This window comes from Acidovorax sp. (assembly GCF_046314175.1).
In the GTDB taxonomy this organism is placed as follows: Bacteria; Pseudomonadota; Gammaproteobacteria; order Burkholderiales; family Burkholderiaceae_C; genus Acidovorax.
The window spans coordinates 1-3,645 of record NZ_JBKBXG010000187.1 but is presented as its reverse complement, the minus strand read 5'-3'; the positions used below and the strand labels follow the sequence as shown (position 1 = coordinate 3,645).

Here is a 3,645-nt window from a genome sequence, read left to right as displayed (position 1 = left end):
CGCTCGACAAGGTGATCAAGACCATGATGCAGACCGGCGCGGACATGAAGGTCAAGTACAAGGAGACATCGCGCGGGGGGCTGGCGGTGAATGTGGTGGAGTGCTGAGGGGAATAGCGCTCTGTTTGGCCCTGGCTGGCCGTTTGCGCTGAGCCCGTCTTTCTCCCGCCAACAGGGCGCGTCCTACGGGCCCTGCTCTGGGCCTGGTTCACCAAGCCACTTCCAGGAGAAATCAGTGTCCAGAATATCCCGCACCGTCCAGTTTATCCCGCAGGTTTTGCGGGAAACATCACGTTAGACATCAGCGAAACCCTCATGACGCATTACTCGCATGGTCCGATCGAATGCCGCGCCTGTTTCGGCGGCCCAGAACAAACTCTCGTCTTGGGCGACTGGCGACTCCAGAACAACCCGGGCTACTACGGAAGTCCCACGCCCCGGGTTCTCGTTCTGGGCTTCTCCAAGGGGGCAAATCAGAACCGGTTAGTCGCTGGAGGTGACTTCGACAAAGTGGCCTTTGCAGGAGCCAGGCACAGGTTACAGACGGTTCTTACGGTGCTTGGCCAAATGCCTTCCGATCGCAGCATCGACCAGGTGATGACGGCGCGCGAGAAAGAGTTTGGCGTTGCCTCTCTCGTTCGTTGTAGCTTCGGCAAGATGAAGAATGGGGTCTGCAAGACGAGTGGAGATGTCATACCGTCGGCGTTTACAACGCCGAGTACGCTTGCAGTCATTCAGCGCTGCACGAGCAGGTACCTGCAGCAGCTACCCGAGACGGTTAAGTTGGTGGTGCTCCTTGGAACGGCAGATACCTACATCGCAAAGACCCGTGCCATCTTTTCGACGCTCTACCGCGACTTCGCTTCGGTCAATGAGATGGCATTCCGTGCAGGTGGTGCACTTTGGGTTTACGGCGCCCATCCCTCTCCCGGTAACGGCCACTTCGAAGCGTGGGCTTCAGGACCTCCGGACACGGCGTCCGGTCGAAAGAGGGTGCTCGCTCAGAGGGCGTTGGCAGATGTCTAATAGGTCGTTCGACACGGACACGCAGCGGCATTGCGTGCCGGTCAACTCCGACGTTAGTCCTCATGGATACCCAGTTCCTTCAACACGTCGCCTCTCTCCGGCCAAAGCTTGACGCACTTCTGGCGATGGAGCCTGTGAAGCCATCCCGTTTGCCGAAGCAGATGCCAAAGGCTGGCGTGTACCTTCTCTCCGAAGGCAACGAATACCTATACGTTGGACGCAGCAACAACATCCGAGGCCGGATCGCAAGACATTCGCGCCCCGGCGCGACGCACCGCATGGCTGCCTTCGCGTTCAGGATCGCACGGCAAGTGACAGGGCGGCTTGATGCTTCATACAAAACCGGCGAGGGCACCCGTGATGCACTTGCGCGAGAGCCGAAATTCGCCAGAGCATTCGTGGAGGCCAAGGCCAGAGTTCGTGAAATGGATCTACGCTACGTCGAGGAGGCGGACCCCGTGAGACAGGCACTCCTTGAGGTCTATGTGGCGCTCGCAGTGAAGGCAAAACACAATGACTTCGATAACCACTGAGCTGCGGTCTGACGGGACGGTCGAGTAGGACACGTTCACACTGAGCGCCCACTTTTTTACCGCTTCCCTGGCTCTTTCTGGCCGACAGCAGTCTGTCAAAGCCTTGCCCCACCAGCCGCATAAGCTGCCCTGCAGTGCAAAGCTGACATCCATCGTCCAAAATCGCCAGCACCAAACGCTGCAGCCAGAAACCACACAGGCGGCAGAACGCGCTACGCAGGCATCCGAAGGGCCGTACTCGCGTCACTACCAAAACAATAGCTATTAGCGCATACCCCATAAGCGCCAGAGCCCAAAAACCCTTCAAATCCATCCACCCCACCCGCCACGGTGCGCCATGGGACAATCGCGCCCCATGACACCGCAGCAGTACGTACAGCAAAAGGCCGCCGCCTCGGGCAGCAGCTTCTATTACGCCTTCCTGTTTCTGCCCGCGCAGCGCCGTGCGGCCATCACGGCGTTTTATGCGTTTTGCCGCGAGGTGGACGATGTGGTGGATGAAGTGACCGACCCCGGCGTAGCGCGCACCAAGCTCGCGTGGTGGCAGGCCGAGGTGGCCAAGGCCTTTGCGGGGCAGCCCACCCACCCGGTGATGCTGGCGCTGATGCCGCACACGGCGGAATTCGGTATCGAGCAGCGCCACCTGCAGGCCGTCATTGACGGCTGCCACATGGACCTGGAGCAGACCCGTTACCTCGACTTTGCGGGGCTCAAGGGCTACTGCCACCTGGTGGCGGGTGTGGTGGGCGAGGTGGCGGCGCGCATCTTTGGCCAGACCGAGCCGCGCACCACCGAATACGCCCACACGCTGGGCCTGGCGTTCCAGCTCACCAACATCATCCGCGACGTGGGCGAAGACGCCATGCTGGGCCGCATTTACCTGCCGGTGAGCGAGCTGCAGCAGTTTGACGTGAAGGCGCACGAGATTTTGAAGCGCACGTATTCCGACCGCTTCACCGCGCTGATGCGGTTTCAGGCCGAGCGCGCGCACCGGCTGTACGACGAGGCCTTTGCCCTGCTGCCGGATGCCGACCGCCGCGCGCAAAAGCCCGGCCTGATGATGGCCAACATCTACCGCACGCTGCTGCGCGAGATCGAGCACGAGAACTTCCAGGTGCTGCACCAGCGCATCCGCCTCACGCCGCTGCGCAAGTTCTGGCTGGCGTGGAAGGTGCAGGCACTGGGCCGGATGTAGCGGCGTGCAAACCCAGGGCGTCCCTTTGATGAACGTGGCGGTGATCGGTGCAGGCTGGGCCGGCATGGCGGCGGCCGTGGGCCTGGCGCAGGCCGGCATGGCGCCCACGGTGTTCGAGACTGCGCGCGCCACCGGGGGCCGGGCCCGGGCCTTCAGCGGCCACGGCGTGCAGGGCGAACCGCTGGTGCTCGACAACGGCCAGCACATCCTCATCGGTGCCTATGCGGAAAGCCTGCGCCTCATGCGCCAGGTGGGCGTGGATGTGGATAGCGCGCTGCTGCGCCTGCCCCTGGCCCTGGCCTTCCCCGACGGCACGGGCCTGCGCCTGCCCGATCTGCCCCCGCCGTGGGACGCGCTGCTGGGCATTGCCCGTGCGCGGGGCTGGCCGCCGGGCGACAAGCTGGCCCTGCTGCGCACCGCCGCGCTGTGGCGCGTGCGGGGCTTTCGCTGCGCGCCGGGCACCACGGTGCAGCAGCTGTGCGCCAAGCTGCCCCCGCGGCTCATGGCCGAATTCATTGACCCGCTGTGCGTATCGGCGCTGAACACGCCCTCGCAGGAGGCGTGCGGCCAGGTGTTTTTGCGCGTGCTGCGCGACAGCCTGTTCAGCGGCCGGGGCGGCTCCAACCTGCTGCTGCCGCGCACCGACCTGGGCACGCTTTTCCCCGAAACCGCTGCGCAATGGTTGCAGGCCCGCGGCGCACGCGTGCACACCGGGCGCCGCGTGCAAGCCCTGGCGCGCACTGCGCAAGGCTGGCGGGTGGATGGCGAGCTGTTTGACGCCGTGGTGCTGGCCACCTCCAGCACCGAAGCGGCGCGCCTGGCCCGCGCCGCCCAGGCCAGCCTGCCCGCGCCCGAAGCGCGCACCCTCGACGCCTGGGCCACCACGGCCGAG

Annotated in this window: 5 protein-coding genes; all 5 read left to right on the top strand. The window is 64.1% G+C overall.

Features of this window, described 5'->3' with window-relative positions; genetic code table 11:
• Positions 1-107 (top strand): L-serine ammonia-lyase, iron-sulfur-dependent, subunit alpha (locus tag ACK4OE_RS25505; protein ID WP_409889217.1); only part of this gene is annotated, 107 nt, incomplete at its 5' end.
• A gap of 207 nt (positions 108-314) precedes the next feature.
• Positions 315-1,025 (top strand): uracil-DNA glycosylase family protein, encoded by a 711-nt coding sequence (locus ACK4OE_RS25500; RefSeq protein ID WP_409889215.1) that lies wholly within the window; start codon positions 315-317, stop codon positions 1,023-1,025.
• Positions 1,026-1,087: 62 nt separating this feature from the next.
• Complete coding sequence (locus ACK4OE_RS25495; RefSeq protein WP_409889214.1) at positions 1,088-1,558, top strand: GIY-YIG nuclease family protein; 471 nt, start codon at positions 1,088-1,090, stop codon at positions 1,556-1,558.
• Between the two features lie 355 nt (positions 1,559-1,913).
• Positions 1,914-2,753: a presqualene diphosphate synthase HpnD gene (hpnD, locus tag ACK4OE_RS25490; RefSeq protein ID WP_409889213.1), complete on the top strand. Its 840-nt coding sequence runs from the start codon at positions 1,914-1,916 to the stop codon at positions 2,751-2,753.
• A gap of 28 nt (positions 2,754-2,781) precedes the next feature.
• On the top strand, positions 2,782-3,645 hold an 864-nt coding region (locus tag ACK4OE_RS25485), incomplete at its 3' end, for an FAD-dependent oxidoreductase (RefSeq protein ID WP_409889216.1).